The sequence below is a fragment of the Chryseobacterium rhizoplanae genome (genome assembly GCF_900182655.1).
Taxonomy (GTDB): Bacteria; Bacteroidota; Bacteroidia; order Flavobacteriales; family Weeksellaceae; genus Chryseobacterium; species Chryseobacterium rhizoplanae.
Window position 1 is genome coordinate 1 of sequence record NZ_FXTC01000010.1, and the last position, 22,212, is coordinate 22,212.

Annotated in this window: 16 protein-coding genes and 1 tRNA gene; 8 read left to right on the plus strand and 9 right to left on the minus strand. The window is 37.6% G+C overall.

Annotated features, from left to right (window positions below; genetic code table 11):
• The 3 genes from FN817_RS23335 to map all read left to right on the plus strand — a co-directional run.
• The coding region (locus FN817_RS23335; protein WP_185149921.1) for an RHS repeat-associated core domain-containing protein at window positions 1–2,130 on the plus strand (2,130 nt) is incomplete at its 5' end.
• A 13-nt stretch (window positions 2,131–2,143) separates the two neighbouring features.
• Window positions 2,144–2,830 carry a hypothetical protein gene (locus FN817_RS18575; RefSeq protein WP_142719234.1) on the plus strand — a complete coding sequence of 229 codons (687 nt, stop codon included), beginning with the start codon at window positions 2,144–2,146 and terminating at the stop codon, window positions 2,828–2,830.
• 593 nt (window positions 2,831–3,423) lie between these two features.
• Window positions 3,424–4,188, plus strand: coding sequence for a type I methionyl aminopeptidase (map, locus tag FN817_RS18580; protein ID WP_142719235.1), 765 nt, complete (start codon window positions 3,424–3,426; stop codon window positions 4,186–4,188).
• A gap of 257 nt (window positions 4,189–4,445) precedes the next feature.
• Here the strand turns inward: map and FN817_RS18585 are convergent, their stop codons facing one another.
• The gene (locus FN817_RS18585; RefSeq protein WP_142719236.1) at window positions 4,446–5,054 is read right to left on the minus strand and encodes an FMN-dependent NADH-azoreductase; all 609 of its coding nucleotides are present in this window, start codon (window positions 5,052–5,054) and stop codon (window positions 4,446–4,448) included.
• A 191-nt stretch (window positions 5,055–5,245) separates the two neighbouring features.
• Here FN817_RS18585 and FN817_RS18590 point away from each other — a divergent pair, with 191 nt between their 5' ends.
• Together FN817_RS18590 and FN817_RS18595 are read left to right on the plus strand one after the other, a co-directional pair.
• Window positions 5,246–6,778 carry a M20/M25/M40 family metallo-hydrolase gene (locus FN817_RS18590; protein WP_142719237.1) on the plus strand — a complete coding sequence of 511 codons (1,533 nt, stop codon included), beginning with the start codon at window positions 5,246–5,248 and terminating at the stop codon, window positions 6,776–6,778.
• A 323-nt stretch (window positions 6,779–7,101) separates the two neighbouring features.
• Entirely contained in the window at window positions 7,102–7,797 is a 696-nt protein-coding gene (locus FN817_RS18595) for a hypothetical protein (RefSeq protein WP_142719238.1), read from the plus strand.
• A 113-nt stretch (window positions 7,798–7,910) separates the two neighbouring features.
• Here the strand turns inward: FN817_RS18595 and FN817_RS18600 are convergent, their stop codons facing one another.
• Complete coding sequence (locus FN817_RS18600; RefSeq protein WP_167498898.1) at window positions 7,911–8,714, minus strand: DUF2490 domain-containing protein; 804 nt, start codon at window positions 8,712–8,714, stop codon at window positions 7,911–7,913.
• A 437-nt stretch (window positions 8,715–9,151) separates the two neighbouring features.
• On the opposite strand from FN817_RS18600, the gene FN817_RS18605 reads away from it, so the two are divergent.
• Window positions 9,152–11,623 (plus strand): TonB-dependent receptor, encoded by a 2,472-nt coding sequence (locus FN817_RS18605; RefSeq protein WP_228451601.1) that lies wholly within the window; start codon window positions 9,152–9,154, stop codon window positions 11,621–11,623.
• Between the two features lie 69 nt (window positions 11,624–11,692).
• Here FN817_RS18605 and FN817_RS18610 read toward each other — a convergent pair whose 3' ends face one another.
• The 4 genes from FN817_RS18610 to FN817_RS18625 form a co-directional block, all read right to left on the minus strand.
• Window positions 11,693–12,427 carry a hypothetical protein gene (locus FN817_RS18610; RefSeq protein ID WP_142719240.1) on the minus strand — a complete coding sequence of 245 codons (735 nt, stop codon included), beginning with the start codon at window positions 12,425–12,427 and terminating at the stop codon, window positions 11,693–11,695.
• A 176-nt stretch (window positions 12,428–12,603) separates the two neighbouring features.
• Window positions 12,604–13,020 carry a hypothetical protein gene (locus FN817_RS18615; RefSeq protein WP_142719241.1) on the minus strand — a complete coding sequence of 139 codons (417 nt, stop codon included), beginning with the start codon at window positions 13,018–13,020 and terminating at the stop codon, window positions 12,604–12,606.
• A gap of 190 nt (window positions 13,021–13,210) precedes the next feature.
• Window positions 13,211–13,297: transfer RNA gene (locus tag FN817_RS18620), tRNA-Ser, on the minus strand.
• Between the two features lie 55 nt (window positions 13,298–13,352).
• Window positions 13,353–14,369, minus strand: coding sequence for an asparaginase (locus FN817_RS18625; RefSeq protein ID WP_142719242.1), 1,017 nt, complete (start codon window positions 14,367–14,369; stop codon window positions 13,353–13,355).
• A 161-nt stretch (window positions 14,370–14,530) separates the two neighbouring features.
• Between FN817_RS18625 and FN817_RS18630 the strand changes: the two genes are divergently transcribed.
• The gene (locus FN817_RS18630; protein ID WP_047424246.1) at window positions 14,531–15,211 is read left to right on the plus strand and encodes a TrmH family RNA methyltransferase; all 681 of its coding nucleotides are present in this window, start codon (window positions 14,531–14,533) and stop codon (window positions 15,209–15,211) included.
• A gap of 46 nt (window positions 15,212–15,257) precedes the next feature.
• Here FN817_RS18630 and FN817_RS18635 read toward each other — a convergent pair whose 3' ends face one another.
• The 3 genes from FN817_RS18635 to tsaD are packed head-to-tail and all read right to left on the minus strand — an operon-like array spanning window position 15,258 to window position 17,358.
• Window positions 15,258–15,953, minus strand: coding sequence for an RsmE family RNA methyltransferase (locus FN817_RS18635; protein ID WP_142719243.1), 696 nt, complete (start codon window positions 15,951–15,953; stop codon window positions 15,258–15,260).
• A complete protein-coding gene (locus tag FN817_RS18640) occupies window positions 15,950–16,345 on the minus strand; it encodes a hypothetical protein (protein WP_142719244.1) in 396 nt (131 codons plus the stop codon). Before FN817_RS18640 ends, FN817_RS18635 begins: the two co-directional genes overlap by 4 nt.
• Entirely contained in the window at window positions 16,342–17,358 is a 1,017-nt protein-coding gene (gene tsaD / locus FN817_RS18645) for a tRNA (adenosine(37)-N6)-threonylcarbamoyltransferase complex transferase subunit TsaD (RefSeq protein ID WP_142719245.1), read from the minus strand. Before tsaD ends, FN817_RS18640 begins: the two co-directional genes overlap by 4 nt.
• Window positions 17,359–17,362: 4 nt before the next feature.
• Between tsaD and FN817_RS18650 the strand changes: the two genes are divergently transcribed.
• Complete coding sequence (locus tag FN817_RS18650; RefSeq protein WP_142719246.1) at window positions 17,363–22,159, plus strand: translocation/assembly module TamB domain-containing protein; 4,797 nt, start codon at window positions 17,363–17,365, stop codon at window positions 22,157–22,159.
• The last annotated feature ends 53 nt before the right edge of the window (window positions 22,160–22,212 follow it).

A 22,212-nucleotide genomic window follows, 5' to 3' on the forward strand; every position in this document is an offset into this window, starting at 1 on the left:
AATACCTACCACAAAAGGCTTGGCTCAGACCCTGAAAAGCTTATTGTAGAAAAATTCACCTATGATTCCCAGAACAGGCTTCTGACCCATACCCACCAGGTGGGCAGTAACCCTGTTGAATACCTGTCTCAAAATAAGTATAATGAACTTTCCCAGCTTGAATCTAAAAAAGTGGGTGGAATAGCTGCAGCCTCTCCGTTACAGGCCATTGCTTACCAATACAATATCCGTGGCTGGATGACAAAGGTTAATGATCCTGTCAATCTGAATGGGAAATTATTCGGGTATGAAATGAAGTATAACAATCCTGTTTATACCAATACTTCATCCGGAAGATTTAATGGGAATATCGCCGAGATTGATTGGAATATTTCCAGTGCCGAGGGGTTGAAAAGATACAATTACCAGTATGATGCATTAAACAGGATGTTGAAAGGAGCTTATTCCCAGCCCAATTCTTCACTCGCCCAGAATGATTACTTTAATGAAGAGCTAAGCTATGATCTCAACGGGAATATTAAAACCTTAAAGAGATTATCATGGCCTGCTGCCGGAGGAACAACCGCAGAGAAAATTGATGATCTGATCTATAATTATCAGAATGGAGACAAAAGTAATGTACTGGACAAAATTACCCTTCCTCCGGGAGTTATTAACAACAGTTCAGGATATAATGCATTACAGGGAACCATGGTCTATAATCCCAACGGGAATATGACGGATCATCCTGACAGAAAAATGAAGATCATTTACAATTATCTGAATCTTCCCAATAATATTGCGGTTAATGCAGGGATAATGGACAGTTCCAACACCAGCTATATTTATAGGGCAGATGGCACGAAAGTCTCTAAAACATATAGCAATAACGGATCTATAGAAACCAATTACCTGGACGGTTTCCAGTATGATAACAGGCATGCCTATGATACCTCAGCCTCCCTTTATACCATTCCTGCATTGAAGTTTTTACCTACCTCAGAAGGATATTATGATTTCACTGAAAATAAGTATATTTACAATTACACGGATCATTTAGGAAACGTAAGAGTGAGTTACAGAAGTAATGGCAGTGGTGGAACAGAGATCATTGATGCCAACAATTATTATCCTTTTGGATTAAAACATCAGGAGAGCCCTATTGTCCCAGCTCCTTTTGGAGGGGTTCCGTATAATTACAAATACAACGGAAAGGAATTGCAGGAGACGGGTATGTATTCCTATAAATTCAGGCAACTAATGGTTGATCTTACACAATGGACAACTCCAGATCCATTGGCAGAGCTATATCCGGGGCAGAGTCCGTATGCTTTTGTTGGTAATAATCCAATAAATAGAATAGATCCTTTAGGTTTAACAGATTATAAAGTAAATGGAGAAACTCGAACAATTGATGACGGACATACAGATGTAACAATGAATGTAACAGAACGTCAATTTAATCGTCTACAGAATAGGTTTAATAAAGGAGGTTCTAGTTATGAAAGATTAATGAACCGATTATCTGATCGCAACGGTTACACGACTTTCTCTGCAAATGGGAGTGGCGTTGGTGATGGTTTTACAATCACGAAGCATAAACCAAGTGAGGACACTTATGGCCAATGGTCAATCCAGAATAATCATCAGACTTACGGAACAGTTGAACATATAGCAAGAGTTACGGATTCTAGTTTAGGATCTGTGACAGGTCAATTTGGAAATATTAATGTTGGAAGTAACAATAAGCTTTACTTTAGACAAAATACTGGAAGAATCTTTAATGGTAATCAGTATGTAAGAACTGTTTCTGCTGCATCAAAATATAGCAAATTAGCCAAAGGAGCTAAATGGGGAGGACTTGCTACAGGTGTTGCATTAGGTGGATATGAAATATATCAAGGAGTGCAGCAAGATGGAGGTACTTACGGATATAACGCGCAAGTACAAACAGGTGGCGCAGTTGGTGGTTTGGCAGGAGGATGGGCAGGCGCGGAAGCGGGTGTTGCAGGGGGAGCTGCTATTGGCGCTTTGTTCGGAGGTATTGGAGCTATTCCCGGAGGAATAATTGGAGGATTGATAGGTGGTGCTGCAGGAGCTTGGGGTGGAGACTATTATGGAGAAAAAGCAGCAAAGGCAATTATTGAATAAACTATAACTTATTATGAAAGATGTTCTATTGCTATGGCAAAAAATACATTATAATATATACAGATTTAATGTATTTACAAGCATATATGTATTTGGATTGCCTATCATGCTGCTACTAAAAAATAAATATATTCTTGAAATATATAAAAAAAAAGGCATTAGTAATCCTGAAAAATTAATTAGAAGTACTGTGTCAAATTCTAAAGTAGGAACAATCAATTGGTTAACTGATGGATTTATGATATTATTTATGGCGTTAATTTGTTTTTCTATTTTAAATTTTATTACGATAATATCAGGATATGTAATTTGGAAAAACTGGTCCCCTTTAATTTTTATTTTGTTAATTGGTATTCCAGCAATAGTAATTAATTATTTTGCTCTATGGCAAAATGACAAATACCTCACATATTTTAAAGAATTTGAAAAAGAAACAAGAAATATGAAGCGTAAATGGGCTTGGATAAGTTTTAGTTTGATTCTTGGGATTTTTGGATTATTAATTTTCAGTTTTTACTGTATTAATCATACATCTAGAAGTAAAAATTCAACTTATCAAGCTAAAGAGAAAGCAATAAATGATATTTTGAACAAAGCTGAAGATAGTTTATACCAAGGTATTGATAAAGACTCAATTGATGCTAATATAGAGACTCGATTAGAAAAAATAGAAGATAGCTTATATAAAAATATAAATTGAAATAGTCAATACTTAATCTGATAGTTTATAAAAATGATTGGCTTTACCATAATATCAATAGGTAAAGCCAATCATTTTTATTTTAAGCCACTTTCAGGCACTCATCAGTATTATCGATACCAACAACTATTACCCTTTTGGGCTGAACCATATTTCAGGGGCTTTCAGTACTTCAGGTTTACTATCTTCAGACACTTTGAAATGGTCTTCAAACACTATTATAAGTATCCCGAGCTACTTGATCAAGTGCCGGGAACCATTTCGTAAACTGTCTCAAGCCATTTGAGAAATGCTTTAAAATACTATTGTAAGTATCTCCAGGCACTTCATCAAATAGGGATAACTATTTTACAACCGCCTCAAACGTTTACATAACTTCCTATAGCTATTTATTCAAGTAGCTTGCGGCTGTTACTGAACACTCTTCAGCCATTATGTAACCGGGTATAGCCCCTTGTCTAAGGGGATAGAGGGAGTTGGTAAAGAGGATAAGCCTGCTTCCAATATATGGATTTGGGTGAATGGAAACAGGCCATCTCAGTATATTTTAATTTCCTAACTTTGTAGTTCTCAATAACAATCAAAATAAAACTATGTCAATCACGAACGAAGATCAGATGACCGGAATGCAAAAAGTAAGTGAAGCCGTTGCCTATACCTTGAAAAAGATGATGGAATATGCTGAACCGGGCATGACCACAAAAGATCTTGATGAATACGGAGCCAAAATACTGGAAGGCTTCGGGGCAAAGTCAGCGCCTTACCTGACTTACGGATTTCCTGGCTGGACATGTATTAGCGTGGATAATGAATTCTGCCATGGTATTCCAACTGATCAGAGGATTTTGAAGGAAGGTGATCTGATCAATATTGATGTGTCTGCCGAACTGGGCGGATATTGGGCTGATAATGGCGGTTCTTTTGTCATCGGAAAAGATATTCATGGACATCAGAAACTGGTGGAAGCATCCAAAGATATTTTAAGAAAAGCTATTGATAATATAAAAGGCGGTGTTAAAATAGCAGACATAGGGCATTTAATGGAGACAGAAGCAAAGAAAAGAGGTCTTAAAGTCATTAAAAATCTTGCCGGACATGGAGTGGGAAGAAGCTTACATGAGCAACCTGATGAATTGCTCAACTACAAAAACCGTTATGACACCAGACGTTTTAAGAAAAACTCTGTGGTGGCTATTGAAACTTTTATTTCCACTGATTCCAACCTTGCAGTAGAATTAAAAGACGGATGGACTATGGTAGGAAATAAAGGCGGCTATATGGCTCAGCACGAACATACCATTGTAATCACCGATGGAAAACCTATCATTCTCACCGAAATGAACAAAATCCTGAATTAAAGAAACCACGACGGTGCGAAAACAATCATAATCATTTTTTAAGGCACAAGAATATTATTGTAATTCCCTGCTGAAAATCTTTGATTTTCTTGCGCCTTAAATATACATCAGAATAAAATCCTTTAGCGCCTTTGCGTTAAAAAAAAAATACTATAAAGCTCCAAAGCTTCATCCAATCAACTTGTTGATTCCTTCTTCGCTCCCCCTATATTCAGGATCAAGAATAGAAAACTTTGCGTTTACAATAAAATCTGCTTTCAAAATACTTCATTCGTAGAATTAAAATCTTTCAGAATACTTTCATAATCTGCTGTAAACCCATTCTCCATAGTCCCTTCAATACGATAGGTTTCTACATCCGTAATTCCCGTATAACTCCTGAAAACATCTTTGATATAAGCGGAAACATAATCCGGAGCACCTTCTGCACTCCTGCCTCCGGAAGCAACTGCTAGATATACTTTTTTACCTTTAAATTGTCCTACGCGGTTCCACTGCTCATCAAAAACATAAGTCACTCCCGCCCGGATCAGCTGATCCAGCCATGCTTTCAAAGGAGTGGAAATTCCCAGATTAAACATGGGAGTTCCAATGACAATAATATCAGCCTCACGCACTTCATCCACAATTGTATTGGCATAGGAAAGAAGCTGCTGGCTTTGCTCATCATACAATCCCGGATGCTTATAAAACTCATGAATAGACATTTCATTAGCATGTGGTGGAGTGTCTTTAACCAGATCCCGGACTGTTATCTTATTGATATTGCCCTGTTGTAAAAGCCTTTCTAAGATGAAAGTACTCAATTTATTGCTATAAGATAGTTCTCCTCTCGCGCTGGAAATAATGTGCAGAATATTCTTCATACTTTATTTTTTGTTCTTATGACGATCTGATGTTCATAATGGGGACAGATGTGTGTACTTTTTATCAGTCTAAAACTTAAAAAGTAGTATTCAAGAGATTTTACGATTGAGAAAGCTTGGTTTTAAATTGTTAAACAATAAATACTTTGCTATATTTATAGGATCAAACCACCTCACAAAACTTATCTGCTATGAAAAAAGTTCTTTTAATCCTTCTGGGAATCATTGTCATTCTGGCCGCTGTAGTATTGATTAAAACTTATACCTATCCGTTTAAGAAAAATAATATTGGAGCAGGTGAAGGATGGAAACCTATAAAAAATGATTCTGCAGTCATGAGGCTGTCGGGAGGAATAAAGGTTCCAACCGTTTCTACAGGAAGTTTAGGCGAATTCAATTATGCGCCGTTTGATCAGTTCAAAACTTATTTAAAAACATCTTATCCATTAGTGTATCAGAACACAGAAAATGTTGAGGTGAACCAATATGGGTTGGTGTTCAGGCTTAAAGGGAGCAATCCTGCCCTGGAACCCATTTTATTTCTTTCCCATATGGATGTTGTTCCACCGGGAGATGCTGATATCAAAAATAATGAAGAAAATGTCTTCCGTCCGGATGATAAACCGGCAGAACCTGTTGCAAAAGTAGCGGAAGACTGGGATTTTGCCCCTTTTTCCGGAGCTGTAGCGAATGGAAGGATCTATGGAAGAGGTGCAATAGACATGAAAGGAATGCTGTTTTCCTTAATGGAATCCATGAATTCTATGATTAAAAATAAACAGATTCCAAAACGCGATATTTATCTGGCGTTTGGTTTTGATGAAGAAGTTGGCGGGCAAAAAGGTGCTATTCAGATTGCTGATTATTTTAAGAAAAAAGGCTTGAAGTTCGATGCCGTATATGACGAAGGCGGATTGATTATGAGAAAGGGAAATGTGGCAGGGATAGATACAGATGTTGCTGTTGTAGGATGTGCTGAAAAAGGCTTTCTTTCCGCAAAAATTAAAGTGAAAGGACTCGGCGGGCATTCTTCTATGCCTCCAATGGAAAGCGCTATAGGAAAAGCGGCTGTTATTATGCAGCGTCTGGAAGATGATCAGATGAAACCTGTGATTACCCCGTTAATCAAAGAGTTCTTTAATAATATCGGAGGGGAAATGCCTTTTACAACACGAATGGCGCTTGCCAATCAATGGCTTTTAAAACCTGTTTTGATTTCACAACTCACTAAAAACAATACAACCAACGCATTGGTAAGAACAACAACAGCACTGACAATGATGAAAGGCAGTGATGGGACCAACGTACTTTCTCCTGAAGTTGAATTTGTGGTTAATTTCAGATTGCTTCCCGGAAATTCAGTAAAAGATGTACGGGATCATATAGCTAAAGCAACTGAAGGTTTCGATGTTGAAGTAGAAGAAATTGACAATACAAGAGAAGCTTCTGCTATTTCCCCAACCAATACGAAAGCTTTTAAAATCATAGAAGCGGGCATAAAAGAAATTCATCCCGGAGCAATTGTTACCCCATATCTTACCATGGCAGGAACGGATGCCGGGAAATATGAGATTGTGAGCAAAAATGTGTACAGATTCATGCCTATCAAGATCAACAGCGCAGAACAGCAGAGCATACACAGTACCAATGAATATCTCAGTATCGAAAACTACCTGAAAATGATTCACTACTTTGAGTTTGTGATGAAGAATTATGATAAGTAGTTCGGGGTACGGGATCTAGGGATAATGCATACTATTAAACGCAGAGTTCGCGAAGTTTTCTATACTATCTTATTTTTTTTTCGATCGCAAAGGCGTTCCACTCAGCAAAGAAAAAGTATGTCTCTCTGCTAAATGAAATGCCTTTGCGAACAAATAAGCTATGTATATTAATAAACTTTGCGAACATCAGCGTTAATATCATTGAGGATTGACTTTGCGAAACAAAAATTGATCTTTGACCAAAAAATATTTTACGAAAAATATATTACGTCAAGTTTTGTCGCATTACGCATATAGCTTTGTCATATCAAAATTACAGAGCTATGGAATTGCCATTTTACTTAAACTTTAACGACTTTGAAAGTAATTATTACGACAACCTTGAAAAATGGTTTGAAGAATATCATAATACCAGCGAAACAGATTATCTGAATGCTCTTGCTGAACTTTACCGTCCGTATGTCTATTATAATTTTACAGATGACATGCTAAAGCCGGATGCTTCCATTGAAGTGAAAGACTGCTTTTTTCCTTATCATGAAAAAATAGGGATTTCTTTCTGTATTGATTGTGAAAACGGAACCTCTCCATCCAATGGAATGAACCAGGTTTTTGAATTTAAAAATATTTCCATGATGGAGTATGCCCAGCATATTCTGGATAAGATTAATAAGTTTTGTTCAAAAAATCCAAGTGCTTTTGACGGTACCAAAAATATTCAGGATTATCTTAATCACTATGCTATCATTACCTCTATGGAAGGAGTAGGGTATTGTATCAGCTACAACCGCCATCAGAAAGCCATTCCTTTTTTGAAAGCCTACCTTCCATACTATGGCCAGACGGTGAGTATGGCGGTATACAGAGACTTTCTTTTCTCTGTGGTGCAGATTGCCGAATTCATAGATCAGAAACTGAAGACAGTACATGCATTTAAACAGACTATCTATGCCCGTTCAAAAGCTGAAGCCAAATTCAATGTGCAGTTGAGCCGCCAGTTTCTGACGTTGTGCAACTAATATTTACACCAACATTCATACTTAATTATATTGCAGAGAAACTTATGTTTCAAACAAAAATCCCGGTCAGCGACGACTGGGATTTTGTTGTGGTTATAGTATTATTCTTTTTTTTATCTCTTTCTGTAAGGAATATTCCAGATCAGGTCCGCTGCCAGATAATGAACGCCTCCATGATGAATACTTCTGCTGTCTCTGATCAGATCATCCATATATCCTACATCTACTGTAAAAGGAGAATTGGGGATTGTAAACATATAGTAAGCTGCAATTCGCATTTCACGATACCCGAAAGAACCCCAATGCGGGCCAGGTTCATTGAGATGACTGATGGAGAACAGGGCTTCTGCACTCAATGCCAGCTTTTGATTGTTTTTAGGAGATAAATTATAGGTTAATTGACTCTTGATACGCGTTCTGAATTGAAAATCTTCCTCTACTTGATGAAAGTCTGCATCAAAAAATTTTCTGAATTCCTGTCGCACTGTATTTTTTAGTTTCCATTTCTGTCCAAGGTCAAAAGTATACGCATATCTTCCGTAAATTCTGAATTCCTGTTCCATATTTTCTTTATCATAAGGAGCTGTGTTTTCGTACTGTGGCTGCCGGCGGTAACTGATGGCGTAGCTGTACTGCTGATGGGGTGCAAAAGAATGATACACTTCGTGATTGAGGACAATGATAGCCTGTTTTGAAAATAAATTATGATCATCCGGACTGCTTTTTCGCCCGATGGCAATATAGCTCAACGCCTGTTTCTTTCCCAAAGAATCCAGCTGTCGTTTGACTCCAAAGGCTCCCCAGAATGCAGTATTGGCATCTCCCAAACCGGGTGGACTGATCTGTGCTTGTAAAGTTGAACCGATAAAGCCCAATAAAAATAATCCGGCAAAAAGTTTCTTTATGCTCAACATCATGGGTGGCTGCTTTTTTGTTAGTTTTAAATGACTGCGAAACCATGAGGTGGGCAAAAATACCATTGATACGCAGAGAGAATACTTTAAGATGTCAAAATTAGAGGCTTTGTTCATAGAATGTTTATTCAAAAACTTTTAATACTGTTTAAAAACATGACAAAATAAAGAGATGATTTAGGATAGATTTAGGAATGGAGCTTTCTGAATCAAAATAACGATTGTGGATAAAATGTTAATAACTTGTGGAAAAGTGGATAACTAATCATGAATCAGTTTTTACAATTAGCGTATGCAATTGTTTTACTCTTTCTATTTTCAAAAAGAATATAATATTTGTTAAAATTTATTTAGAATAATTCAAATTAATATTGTGAGAGAATTTGCTATTCCGTTATTTTGCACCTTTATTTATAATTATTTTAAATAAGGCTGAAAAAATGATACAATCAAATGAATATATGCTCTCATCAGGGCATATGAATCATTCCGGAACTATTCCTCAGAATGATATACCTACCCATCACAACATACAATGGTCTAAGCAGCTGCTCATCCTTTTCTTTTCGTTTCTGAGCTTTGTAACTCTATATGCACAGGATTTACATGGGGGAATAACCGGGAAAGTGAGTATGGTAGACGGACAGCCTCTGAGGGCAATATCAGTCTCATTACTTGAAACAGATCGACAAACCCTTACAGATGATGAAGGGAATTATCATTTTGAAAATCTTAATGCGGGTTCTTATACCCTAAAATTACAAATTCTGGGAAGTAAGGAAATCCGTCTTCCTGTGGAGGTTAAAACAGGGGAAGACACAAAATTGGACTATCAGCTTACCAAAGAAAATATTCAGGCGATACAGGAGGTGGTTATCATGAAAAATACCAACAGGTTTTCCAAGAAAGAAAGCGGATTTGTAGCAAGATTACCCTTAAAAAATTTAGAAAATCCACAAGTATACAATACGGTGACAAAAGAACTTTTCCAGGAACAGGTTGCTGTAGATCTGGGAAGTATTTCTAAAAATGTACCGGGAGCAGGAGTGCCCATGATTGCCAATCAGGGAAGAGTAACATTCCGTTCAAGAGGATTCGAAACAGAGCCTAATGCAAGAAATGGAGTGGCAGGAGCAGCATTCTCAGTGATTGATCCCGTAAACCTTGAACGTATAGAAGCTATTAAAGGACCATCCGCTACATTATTCGGGAAAAGTGTAGCCAGCAGCTATGGTGGAGTCTACAACAGGGTAACGAAAAAGCCCTATAATAATTTTGGCGGTGAAGTAGGCTATGTGGGTGGAAGCTGGAGCTATAACAGGTTAACAGTAGATGTGAATACTCCTGTTAACAAAGATAGAACTGCTCTTTTCCGTCTTAATGCAGCGGGAACTTTTGAAAAGAGTTTTCAGGACCTTGGTTTTACCAATTCCTTAGCGATTGCACCTAGTTTCTCTTACCAGATCAACGATCGTATGTCGCTTCTTCTTGATGTGGAATTTAATCAGGCAAAAGGAACATCTGTTGTTCGTTTCAATCCTTATACGGGAAATAACAAAACTCAGTCTATTGCAGATATGAAATTTCCGTATTATAAAAAATTCTTAGGGGATGATCTGGCGTATGAAACGCAGATGATGAATATCTTTGCCCAGCTGAACTATAAAGTTTCAGAAAACTGGACTTCCCAGACCATATTATCCCGTGCAAGATCAACCATCAAAGGGTATATTTCTGCAATTAACGGAAAAACAGACTCTACAGCAAGTGCTCAGGTAATGGTGGGAACAACTTCATTTATTGCCACAAATATCCAGCAGAATTTCATCGGAGATTTCCATATTGGGAGTTTCAGAAACAGAATGGTGGTAGGATTGGATTATTATAACAATTCCAATCATTTCGACCGTTACCATACCAATACCAAAGTATTCAACTTTGTTCACCCTTCAGCGGATTTCAGAGTGAATCAGAATATCATCGATGCCCTTACGGCAACTTCCGCTTTCAGAAAAGAAAACAATAGCGATAATACCTATGCGGCGTATGTATCGGATGTATTCAATATTACAGACCAGCTTATGGTAATGGCTAGTTTGAGGGTAGACAGGTTTCAGTTTAAAGGAGTTTATGATATCACCACAGGGGAAATTAAAGGAGGCTTAAGCAATAGCGGAACCCAGTCAGGTCCCTATGGACAGACCGCTTTTTCACCTAAGATGGGAATCGTATATGAAATATTGAAAAATAAGGTTTCCTTGTTTGGAAATTATATGAATGGTTTCAATAACGTAAGCGGTGTTGATATCAATGGAAATACATTCAGACCGGAATATGCCAATCAGCTGGAATTTGGGGTGAAGGCAGATATTTTCAATCACAGACTGGTAGGAACCTTAAGCTATTATAACATTCGTGTAGATAATATTTTACGAACCAACCCTGACGATGTCAACTATTCAATACAGGACGGAACACAGCTAAGCAAAGGAATAGAAGCTGAAATTACTGCCAATCCCTTTGATGGATTCAATATTGTGGCGGGATATGCTTATAACGACAGTAAATATACCAATGCCAATCCTTCTGTTGACGGTTTAAGACCTGCACTATCAGGCCCAGCCAATATGTATAATTTCTGGATCAGCTACCGGATCTCTGAAGGAAAATTAAAAGGCCTTGGAATAGGTGGAGGAGGAAATATGGGTTCCTCTTCTTATCAAACCAATACACAAACAGCGAAAGTTATAATCCCATCTTATAAAATGTTTGATCTTGGGATTTTCTACGATCAGCCGAAATATAGAGTAGGATTGAAATTCGATAATATAACCAATGAAAAAGCATGGTCTGTACGTCTGACACCACAGGCTCCGGCACGTTTTCTTGGAAGTGTTTCTTTAAAGTTTTAAATAATTATTATAATTGAAAAAATCCCGGACTGATGTTCGGGATTTTTATTTTTTATGATTAAGATAAGATCAGTTGATCCAAAGGCAGTAATTATTCCGGTAACGTATTTTTCCATAGGAATTCCCCTGAAAAGTTCCGGGAGTATTGTCATTCCAGTCCTGTCGGATTACATACAGCCCCGCAAGAGTTGGCTTAAATACAGCTTGATGGTTTTCATCAATAGAAATGTTTTTCTCCCAGTTTTCGGGGTTAAATATCCTGATGGCAGTTCCTTTTTCAACAGGTTTCATGTTCCTGTACGGAGAAATAGTATAAATGCCGTTTTTTTCCTTAAGAATAATATCCATGAACTGGACAGGTAATATCAATTCCGAAGGTTTCCCGACATGATAAGCACTACACATAAAATCAATTGGTCTTACATTTTCAGCAGGATTTTTAGAACGAAGAAGAACAGGCTGCTGATCGTTCATTCCTAAAATCCGGTAAGTTCCCTCCTGATCTGGGGTGAAAGTTCCTTCCCAATAGTCTCCCTTCATTTGTAATTCAAACTTTGATTTTTCTCCTTTGGCATTCAGGATAAAGAATTGGAAATTTTTGATTTCATGAAATTCTGGTCCAGTGGTCCGGTGGCACTCGCTAAGATCATCAATAAAACCATAAAAAACCTGAACCTTTACAGGATCTTTTAATTTTCCCGATCCGTGAATTTCCATCCAGTAGGCACTGGCTTTCGCCAATTGCGGAAATAGAAAAAGCGTTGAAAATAATAGCAATGAGAATACTGTCCTGAATGTATACATATTGAAAAGTCCTGTTTGAATAAGCGAATTTAGTGAAAAAGGAAATAAACAAATTTTTAGATTCAATAGTTTTCTCGTCATGAGCATTTGAAAAATGTTTTACAGAGAATAGTAAATTGCCACAGTATGCAAAATACTGTGGCAATCTGGTTTTATGGACTGGTTTTATTTATATTTTAATTTTGCCCTGTTTTACACATGGCATCCCATGTCGTCCAAAAGTGGGCATTGATAGCGCCGATAGGAGGATTGGTGCTGTCGGCAACAATACCTACCATTGATGCACAGTTAGAATTACAGCCTATTTCATTATGGCTTCCGTTCTGAGGAGGAATCTGGCGCCATGTACCGGTAGATCCGCTTAGCAATTCTACTTTAATCTCAAAGATCCCTGAAAGATTGGGAGTCTGAATTTGTTTGGTCGGATTTTCACTGGAAATCGTATCGCTCCAGTTTCCCTGTGAGAATGTTACGCGCCATGTAGATATCATTCTGGCGGTGTCGTTTTGAGGTGAAAGGTATACCCAAAACTGTGCTCCGTTTCCAAGTACGAGTTGACCTGAAGAATTTGCATTTACACTTGTTGATGTCATATTGATTTGGATTTTAGTTGATTAGATTGTAATTCAAAGTAACGAAGAACAGAAATGATATTGTATAGTATAAATTACCAATTATGTTTTTGAGTATAAATACTTATGGAATAGAGAATTGAATATAAATCAGGAATTTTAACCAAAAAATAAGCCTGTGCTTCATTAGCACAGGCTTTAATTTTTTTTGCAGAGAGGAAGGGATTCGAACCCTCGATACAGTTACCCGTATACTACCTTTCCAGGGTAGCTCCTTCAACCACTCGGACACCTCTCTTTTTGAGATTGCAAAAATAGTGTAATTTCTTTAATATCCAAATTATTCTTGCAATTTAATCCGTAATTTCTCCACAAAGGCTTCTGGTGAAATTATCAGCAAAGCTTCCGGTGTAGCTTGGATTATCAATAAGGTGCATTGCTTTGGTAATAGCTGTTTCCGCAGTCATGTCCCTTCCGCTGATGGCACCGATTCTGGAGAAAATATTACTGTTTTCATACTTTCCGAATGAGATACCTCCTGATATACACTGGCTTACCACTACGATTTCCGTTCCGTTATTTCTGATTTCCTGAAGTGTTTCCTGGGTTTTTGCACTGCTGAAAATGGTTCCGGAACCAAATACCTGAAGAATAAGCACCTTCATTTTAGGAATTTCCCTGAAATGACTTAAGTGCATTCCCGGAAAAATCCTCCAGAATAAAATATCTTCGGAAATATGTTCATCTACATGGAATTCTACTTCAGGCTCACAACGGAACAGGTTATCTTTAAGAATATTCAAATGAACTCCGGACTGACCCAGAATAGGATAATTCGGACTTGCATACGCATCAAAATACTCGGCAGAATATTTCAACGTTCTGTTTCCTCTTAATAGCTTGTACTCAAAATAAATGGCAACCTCCTGAATGACCGCTTCATCATTTTCATAAAGGCTGGCATAATAAAGGCTGGTCAGAAGATTTTCCTTGGCATCTGTCCTCAGGTCACCAATCGGAAGCTGAGAACCGGTCATGATGACGGGTTTTCTTAATCCTTTTAACATGAAGCTTAATGCTGATGCCGTATAAGACATAGTATCTGTCCCGTGAAGAATCAGGAATCCGTCGTAGTCATTATAGTTTTTAAGAATATAATTGGCGATAATCCTCCATTCTTCAGGTCCCATATCCGATGAATCCAGTGGTTTGGCGAAAGGGTGGACAAAGACTTCACATTCCATAAGCCTCATTTCAGGCATCTTTTCAAATATATTACCAAAATCAAAGGCACGGAGACTTCCGGTTTCATAATCTTTTTCCATCCCGATGGTTCCACCGGTATAGATGAGCAGGACTTTTCGCTTCATGTACTATTTTTAATTAAGAATTGGAGCCCGATTAGGGTTCATAGGTCAAAATTACGTTAATTTGCAAAGATTTGAAAATGAATGAAACGCTTAGATCGAAATTTTATAAAAATAAGATGGTAATTACAGGCGTTATATTAGGCTATTGAAAAAATAACTAAATGCAGATGAGTGATTTAGCACAGACTTATGAATATTTAAAACAGTTTTTAACTGAAGAAAGGCTGGCAAAAATTGAACATTTCTCGCAGGAAAGTTCAGACTTTGTGCTTCCGGTTGTAGAAGATGTCTATCAGTTTAGAAATGCAGCAGCAATTGTACGCTCTGTGGAGGCTTGCGGCTTTCATAAGGTGGTGGCTTTACAGGAAGAATATAGTTTTGAACCTAATCTTCGGGTAACAAAAGGCGCAGATACCTGGGTTGAGGTAGAAAAGCTTCCGCGGAATATGGAGTCCTTTCAGAGTATTAAAGACAGAGGATATAAAATTGTGGTGGTTTCATTGGAAAATAATGCTAAAATGCTGCCTGAATATGAAATCACGGAGCCGATTGCATTGGTTTTCGGAACCGAAATGGAAGGGGTGTCTCAGGAAATTTTAGACTTTGCAGATGAGACACTGGCAATTCCAATGTATGGTTTTACAAGAAGCTTTAATGTTTCGGTAGCAGCTTCAATCTGTATGTATGAATTGAAACAAAAGCTTATAAAATCTGATATTGATTATAAACTGGATGAAGAAAAACTTTTAAGGATGAAAATTCTCTGGACCGTAAATTCGATCAGAAGCGGACAGCAGATTTTTGAGAAATATCTGAGAGAAAACAATATTGACTGGAAATAGAATCAGAGAGAAAAAGAGAAGGTGCTGAACCTTCTCTTTTTGTTATCTATATCATGTTATAATAATTCCATGCGGCTACAAAAACCCCTGCAGTTTCCGTTCTGAGCCTTTGATTTCCGAGAGAGACAGCCTTTACTTTATTCTCTGCCAGAAATGCAATTTCCTTTTCAGAAAAATCACCTTCAGGGCCTATTAAAAAGGTAAGCTGTTTCAGTTGAGGAATATTTTTAAGATCAATTCTTTCCAGATTCTCATGACAGTGTGCTACAAAAGTATGTTCCGGATCAGTATTTTTCAGGAAGTCCATTAGTTTTACAGCATCATTGATGACCGGAAAATGAAATCTCAGACTTTGTTTCGATGCCGCTACAGCCTGCTTCCTGATTTTATCAATATTAATATTTTTACGTTCCGTTTTCTCAGTTACGATAATACTGATCTCCGAAATGCCCATTTCTACAGCTTTCTCCACAAAAAACTCAATCCTGTCAATATTCTTGGTGGGAGCAATCGCAATATGAAGTTTAGGAGTGAATTCCGGTAGACTTTCTTTGGTCTCAGAAACATCAATACCTGCCTTTTTACCTTCTATAAAAAGTTTTCCGGAAGCAAGTTTCCCTTTTCCATCCGTCACATGAATATCTTCACCATCTCTCATACGTAGCACTTTCACAATATGCTGCTGTTCTTCGTCATGGATGGTGACCTGCTGATCTGTTATTTCTCCGTAAAATAGTTTCATATATCCTGAGTTAAAAATGCAACTCCTGTTTTTATAGTTGTGTAGATGTCTGTATCACATTCACGGTAAGAACACATGTATATTTCTTCAATCCAGATATTGTTAATAAAAATCAGATTTAAATATTCCTGCTTTCTCAAATTATTTTTGATCGATAAATAGTCTCCTTCTTTTGGAGTATAAGGAAAACTGAAAAGATGCTCGGAATTTATTTTTTTTATAATTTCCTCTTTTATATCCTGGATATATCCTGTCTCGGAACTTGATGGAAAGTAATCTAAGGCATTTTCTGCATCTTCATTTTTTCCTGTAACCGTTTCTAATACCCAATAATATTTTGAATTCTTTTTAGAATGCGTGCCCAGTACTTTTTCTTCTAAGAGTATTTTCATAAATCGTATTTTGCTGTTGCCGAGGTTCTTAAATCTGTAAATTCACCTCTCTCAAACTTCAGTTTTGCTACCATGGCAATCATCGCTGCATTATCTGTGGTATATTCAAACTTAGGAATGAAAATACTCCAGCCCAGCTTTTCTTTGTTGTCTTCCATTGCTTTTCTCAGTGCAGAATTGGCAGATACACCACCTGCAATAGCAACTTTATTGACATTCAGATCCTGAGCTGCCTTTTCAAGTTTATTCATCAGGATTTCAATGATGGATTTCTGTACAGATGCACATAGATCATTTAGGTTTTCCTTGATGAAATCCGGATTTTTTCTGACTTCTTTCTGGATGAAATACAGTACCGAAGTTTTAATGCCGCTGAAAGAATAATCATAATTTTCCAGCTTCGGTTTGTTGAATTTAAATGCATCAGGATTCCCTTCTCTGGCAAGTCTGTCAATGATAGGTCCGGCAGGGTAGTCAAGGTCAAAAATCTTTCCGATTTTATCAAAAGCTTCTCCTGCGGCATCATCAATGGTTTTTCCGATAATTTCCATATCGAAATAGTCTTTTACCAGTACAATCATGGTGTGTCCGCCACTTACCGTAAGACATAAGAATGGAAAAGTAGGCGGCACAGGATTTGCATCTTCGATAAAATGGGCCAGAATGTGGGCTTGGAGGTGATTTACTTCAATTAAGGGTACGTTCAGGCTCATAGCCAAAGACTTAGCAAATGATGTTCCTACAAGAAGAGATCCTAAAAGTCCCGGTCCGCGAGTAAATCCTATAGCAGAGATAGCATTTTGTTGTATATTTGCTTTAGAAAAAGATTTTTCAACAACGGGGATAATATTTTGCTGATGGGCCCGTGAAGCCAATTCAGGGACAACACCACCATATTCTTTATGGATGGCCTGGTTTGCGGCAATGTTTGAAAGAATAGAATTTCCCTTGATGATAGCTGCTGAGGTGTCGTCGCAGGACGATTCAATACCTAAAATTATAGAGTCGCTCATAATAATGGCAAAGTTAGAGAATAATAACGAGAATGAGAATAAAAAATCGGTAGCTGAAAACCTAGGGGATCAGGTACAGAAAACTGTCGAAAATGTTGAGGAAAAAGTTCGGGAGACAGTAAAAGAAGCATCTGAGCTGGCTTCAGATGCCATACATCATCCTGTGGAAACGGCTGAAGAGTTTGGAAAGCAGGCGGTGAAAGATGTTACCAGCTATACATGGTGGGCGAAACTTCTTTTGATTCTCTTTTGGATTGGTTTATTTCTGGTAGGAAGTGTATTGGTTATTATCAATCTTCCGGTAACAAAACAATGGGCAGCAGATCAGGCTCTTCAGATTGTAAATCAGGATTTTAAATCAGGGTTTTCCACAGAAAGTGTGGATGTTAACTACTTTGGAGATGTCACCATCAAAGGTTTAAAAGTAAAAGATTATAAAGGATTTGATTTTATTAAAGCCCGTGAATTTCGTGCGGATTCCGACTGGATTTCTCTCGCGGTAAATGCTATTTCAGGAAATAGTAATTCTCTAAGTTTTAATTCTTTGACCCTTGTCAATGCTGATATAAAAGTGATTACCTACAAAGGAGACAGCATTTCAAACTTTGTGAGATTTACAGAACTATTTGATAATGGTAAGAAAAGAGATCCTAACAAACCTCCTTTTCAGCTGAATTCCAGAGTGCAGATTATTGACTCTAAAGTTTCTATCATTAATGATAATTCTCCCGGAGAACAGGGAAAATGGCTTACAGCTACACAATTCAACTTAAAAGCCCCAAACGTAAAAGTCAACGGCCCGAATGTTTCTGCATTGATCAATAATATGTCTTTTGTAACCTCAAGATGGGGAAAATCTCATATTGTGGATACTTTTTCAACAGAACTGTCTTTAACGAAACAGTTTTTGTCATTGAAAGACCTTACATTAAATACCGATCATACCTTACTTCAGGGAGATATTAAATTTAATCTTCATGACGGATCATGGTCAGATTTTGCTGACAGAGTACGATGGGATATGAACATTCAACAGGGAAGCCAGGTGAGTGGTTATGACATCAGCTATTTTGTGACGAACTGGGATAATATTAAACCGTTCAATCTTTCAGGGACAATGACGGGACCTTTAAATAAATTCCATCTGGAGAATTTCCTGATCAGAAATCCTGATGTTAATATTGCAACCAAAACCATGAAGGTGGATAACCTGCTGAAAGGACATTTTGCCATTGAAACAAAAGATCTTTCCACAGATTTTACATACAAGGATTTAAAAGCGATGATGCCTTCCTTTATCTCTAAAAAGATGAAGAATTTTGCTGATGATTTCGGGAAATTAAAATACAACGGAACAGCAAGAGTAAATCCGGATCAGATCTATGTGGACAGCGGGAATTTAATGACAGGAATAGGACAGGCTAAAATCTCCAAACTTACGTTATCGGGTTACAGCACCGCAATGCCTAAATATTCAGGTTATCTTGATGTGAAAGATCTGAATACATCTGTCATTACAAAAAATAAAACAGTAGGCTTAATCTCCGGTAAATTTGATCTTAACGGGCAAAGTTTTGATGTGAATACTATGCGTCTGACCACTAAATCTCAGATTGCAAGTGTTGAAATTATGGATAAAACGATCAATAATCTGTATCTGGATGGATTATTGGATCATAAAAAATACAACGGACTTATTACCGTAAATGATGAGCAGGCAAAAGCTACAATCAAAGGATTAATAGATTTCAGTACTTCAAGAGTGGCTATGGATGTCAACGCGGATGTCACTTACCTGAACATGAACTATTTTACCAATAAGCCTGGCAGTCAGGTGGTAAGCGGTCAGGTTGAAGGAAAGATGGCCATGTCTTCCATTAATGACCTTACACTGGACGTTAATGCCAACAATCTGAACTTTGCTACAGCAACTCAAAAATATAATATTCCGAATGCCAAATTAAAAACCTTTGTAGAAGCAGGAGGCCGTGTGATTGATGTAGATGCTCCGGGAGCTGCAACAGGCAAGATATCGGGAAGATACAGCCTGGCAGATCTTGCAGGAATGGTAGAAAACGGAGTCGGAAAAATATTGGTGGGACCACCGCCGAGAAAACTATATCGCGGACAGAATTTTGCGCTGAAATTTGATGTTCAGCAGGGATTAGTCAATTACTTTTTACCGGAACTTAAAATCCCTCAGGGAGCTATTGTGGAAGGAGAATATGATGGAAATTCAAACAACCTGATTCTGAACCTGGATGCTGCTTCTTTGAAATATATGATGACGAAGGAGGATGAGATTACAGATGCTGATAAAGCGCTGGCAGCTTCCAATCCTGATTATAAAGTTCACGACAGAAAGAACATCAACAGAGACAGTGCAATGGTGGACAGTGTTAAAGTAAGAATTAATACTGCTGACCTTAACCAGCAATTGTACGCAAAGATCAATAGAGTAGTTTACAATAAAAATGTAATCAAAGATTTTGAGCTGAAAGGGAATAATGAAAATGGAAATACTCTTCATTTAGCTACCGTATTCAAGCATGGAAGCCCTGATGATGAAATTAATGAAAAGCTTAAAGAATACGCGATTAATGTAGATCAGTCTACCGATGCAGCCGGTGATTATGTTTTCCGGTTTGAGCCTACTGAAGTGAAATTTAATGAAGTGACCTGGGCTATAGATACAAGTCCGGAGCTCAATCATTCCATTACCTATAGAAGGAAGACCGGAGATTTTGATATCAGAAATCTAAGGGTTTATTCCGATAAAAGTGCCTTGTTTATTAAAGAAGCACAGTTTAAATCGGCAAAAGATTTTTATGTAGATGCCGATATCAACGACTTTTCAATAGAAAAACTTCTGGAAATGCAGTCCGGAGGAAATACAATGGACATTAAGGGTCTTGCCAACGGAAGTGTCAAGATCAAGATGGATAAAAGTACACTTCAGCCACTGGTAGATCTTAATATTGATGATATCAAGATGAACGGCAATGATATGGGAGATATTTCTATTTCTGCCACCAATGGTTTCTCACTGAATGTTTATGATATAGATGTAAAAGTACATTCTGCAGGAGTCCTTGGAAATAATAGTCTTAATTTAACAGGAACAGTCAACAATAATACTTCTTCTCCGATCATCGATCTTACGGCAGAAATGCGTGATTTTGACCTGTCATTTACACAGCAGTTTGTACAGACTGTTTTCGCAAACCTTCGTGGAAAAGCAACCGGAGACCTTAAAATCAACGGAAAGCTCAACAATCTGGATTATAGCGGTGATATTGCTTTAAAAGATTTCGGCTTAAAGCTTTTGTTTACGGGGGTAGATTATTCATTTGATGATACTGTGATTCAGCTGACCAAAGGATTAGCCATCCTCAACAATATTGAGGTACATGACGGCAGAACCAATTCCAAAGGAAATGTTTCCGGGGCAATCCAGTTTGAGACCCTTTCTTCAATGGGTGTATCTCTCGTAATGAGAGCAGATAACCTGTTGATGCTTAATACTACCCAAAAAGATTTTGACCTGTTCTGGGGAAGAGTTTACGGGCAGGGAGATCTTTATGTGGACGGACCTGTCTCAGGATTAAGTATTACAACTCCTAATATGAAGGCACTTAACGGAAGTACCTTTACCTTTAATTCCAGTTCCACATCCAATGTTGAAGAATTCAAGATGCTGAGGTTCCTGAAAGAAGGGAAAGATGGCCTGATTACGCTGGAAGAAAAGAAGAAAACAGGAGCCAATATGAATATTGATTTCAATCTGGCGGTAGATAAAGGAACAACTGTAAACGTACTGGTAGGAGATGATGTAGGAAATATTACCGTAAAAGGTTCAGCAGATCCGTTGAGATTCCACATGAACAGACAGGGAAATATCGCGATGAGCGGTACCTATAAAGTAGATAACGGAACATTTGTCTCTAAGGCAATTCTTAATAAGACTTTCCAGATTGAAAAAAACAGTAGTATCAGATGGGATGGTGACGCTATGAAGCCGGCATTAGACATTAACGCCAATTATATAAGGATGGTGGCCAATGTTGGAGAATATCTGAGTATGGGAAAACTACAGCCTATCAGTGTTTTACTACAGGCTCATATTACCCAATCTTTAGTAGATCCTCAGATCGATCTGAATGTAACGGCAATGGATGTGTCCAGTCAGGTAAGAGAAACGCTGGCTGCTAAAATGAGTCAGGAAGGAGAGAAAGTACTCCAATTCGGTTCAGTTCTTTTGCTGAGCACCTTTAACGTGTCCAATAGTGGCGGAGTGGAAGTAAACGTAGGTAACGTTGCGGAATCGCAAGGGTATAACATGCTTCTTAAACAGTTGGGATCTGTTCTTAATACAATGAGTAATGAATTTCAGATTGACCTTAATTATGTGAAAGGAGACCAGAACTCAACAGTTGGAGACAGAGCCAATGCAGGAGTAAGTGTAGCGGTTTCTCCCAGAATTAATATTAAGACCGGATTGGGAATTCCTCTATCGAAAACAGATAATACACAGAATAACTATCTTTCCGGAGAAGGGTCTGTAGAATATGACCTTTCAAAAAAGAATGATGGAAGTTTAATCATACGAGGATATTCTAAACCCACTAATATTGGGATGGGAATGGTGAGCACAAACGGTTCTGCAAATCAAGCCTATGGAGGCGGGGTAGTGTGGAGTAAAAGCTTCAATTCTTTGTTTAAAAAGAAGAAAAAAGACAAAAAAACTTCAGATGCAAAAGGTGAAATAAAAACAGATTCTATAAAATCGAATAGTAAATAATCAGAATATTTTAATGATTTTTATCATCTGTGTTAATTATTGTTAATATTTGA